General features: G+C 42.8%; 2 protein-coding genes. Both read right to left on the bottom strand.

Annotated elements, in window-relative coordinates; all coding sequences use genetic code 11:
* Window positions 1-101 precede the first annotated feature (101 nt).
* Window positions 102-995: a conjugative transposon protein TraN gene (traN, locus tag A37S_RS0122520; protein ID WP_028298884.1), complete on the bottom strand. Its 894-nt coding sequence runs from the start codon at window positions 993-995 to the stop codon at window positions 102-104.
* Between the two features lie 24 nt (window positions 996-1,019).
* Window positions 1,020-1,358, bottom strand: a complete 339-nt coding sequence (traM, locus tag A37S_RS0122515) for a conjugative transposon protein TraM (protein ID WP_281169890.1) — start codon at window positions 1,356-1,358, stop codon at window positions 1,020-1,022.
* Between the last annotated feature and the right edge of the window lie 61 nt (window positions 1,359-1,419).

Below are 1,419 nucleotides of genomic sequence, written 5' to 3'. Positions count from 1 at the left end.
CCAAAATGCGCTGTAAAACTGAATATGTTCATCGTCTATTCTTCTTGATGTGCTAATATACTAAAAATATTAGGCGTGTTTACGGAGAATCAGAAGGGTTATTAAAATTTCAGGTGCATATCATCAATCAAACGGGCTTTGATTAAGTCCGAATTTTCTACCTGAAGCGTTTGATGCCTGCCACCGTTCTTCTCGAAAATTTCAATCAGCAGCACCTTGTCATCGGCAATGGTAAACTGGTCTAACAGGTACACGTTTTGTTCGGTCGATTTCCCTGCGATGCCGTCCAATGGCTTGTAAGTGCGCAACGGCGTTAGCGGTCTTTCCTGTACTACGGTGCGTTTAGCTACTTTCTTATCCACTACTTTGAAATTGATAAAATCAATCTCAAACGGCACATTGGTACGGTTTCTCAATTCCGTATGGAAGTAGTATTTACCGTTGTGTATGTAAATCCCTTTCAGGATAAACTGGATGCCGAAACTCTTAGCCCCGATATGCTTTACAATCCGTTTATCTTTCTTGTAAATGGTTTCCAGTAGCAAGCCTGCCAGTGAGGGAGAATTGTTGCCCAGTTCCTCAAAAAGCACATCGTTACCGTTCGCTTTATCTACTGCTTTTTGCATAGAGAGCAGGTCGTAGCTCATTGCTTCAGGATAGGAACTGTAATACACATTGAAGCTGTAAAAACGCCCGTCATTCGTGATAACTGAAAAGTTGGTTTCCGGTTCAAAATCCCTTACCGATGCTTTTACACGCAATACATTTTCGGCATCTTCAGCCTTGCCTGCAATCAGGTATTCGCTGCCCAAATCCACATAACGTATGGCGGTCGGGAAAATTAGGTGCGAAGTTTTGTCGTAGGTTACTTCCATACGGTACGGTTCTATCTTGCCCAGGGCAAGCGGTGTTCTGATGCTGTCCTGTGCATAAGATTGTACGGCAAAGCCGAGTATCAGGGCAATAGCCCAAAAGGTTTTTAAATGATTTTTCATTGTTTTATTTATTTGAGTTCAACATTATTTTTTTGATACCAAGAAGACCTGATAACCCGCTTTCAGTGTGACTTTTGGGGTTCTTACCTTTTTGGCGAAATAGCCCGAAATACCCTGTACCACGCCACGGCTTAAATCAGCAGCAACCTGTTGTCCGGCATTCTGCGTAAGCATTACGCTTGTTCCTCCGGTCTGGCTCATATTGCCCGCCATTTCGGTAAGGGCGTTCATTTCGGGCGAATACGGAACGTACAAGCCTTGCTGACCGTCCAAATCATAAATGGTAATATCTACCGGGATGATGTTGCCCTCCAGTTCTACGGAGGTAACTTGTAAATCGTCAGCAAAAAGTGGACACGATATTTTAAAAACTTAAGGAGTGTTTTCATCAAAAACGTTAGATTTAATTATGGGAACACCAAAG

The organism is Olivibacter sitiensis DSM 17696 (assembly GCF_000427965.1).
GTDB lineage: Bacteria > Bacteroidota > Bacteroidia > Sphingobacteriales > Sphingobacteriaceae > Olivibacter > Olivibacter sitiensis.
This window is presented reverse-complemented; position numbering and strand designations above follow the sequence as displayed.

Excerpts from the sequence above, each read along its gene's own strand:
- traN (WP_028298884.1), bottom strand. The coding sequence starts at position 995 with ATGAAAAATCATTTAAAAACCTTTTGGGCTATTGCCCTGATACTCGGC.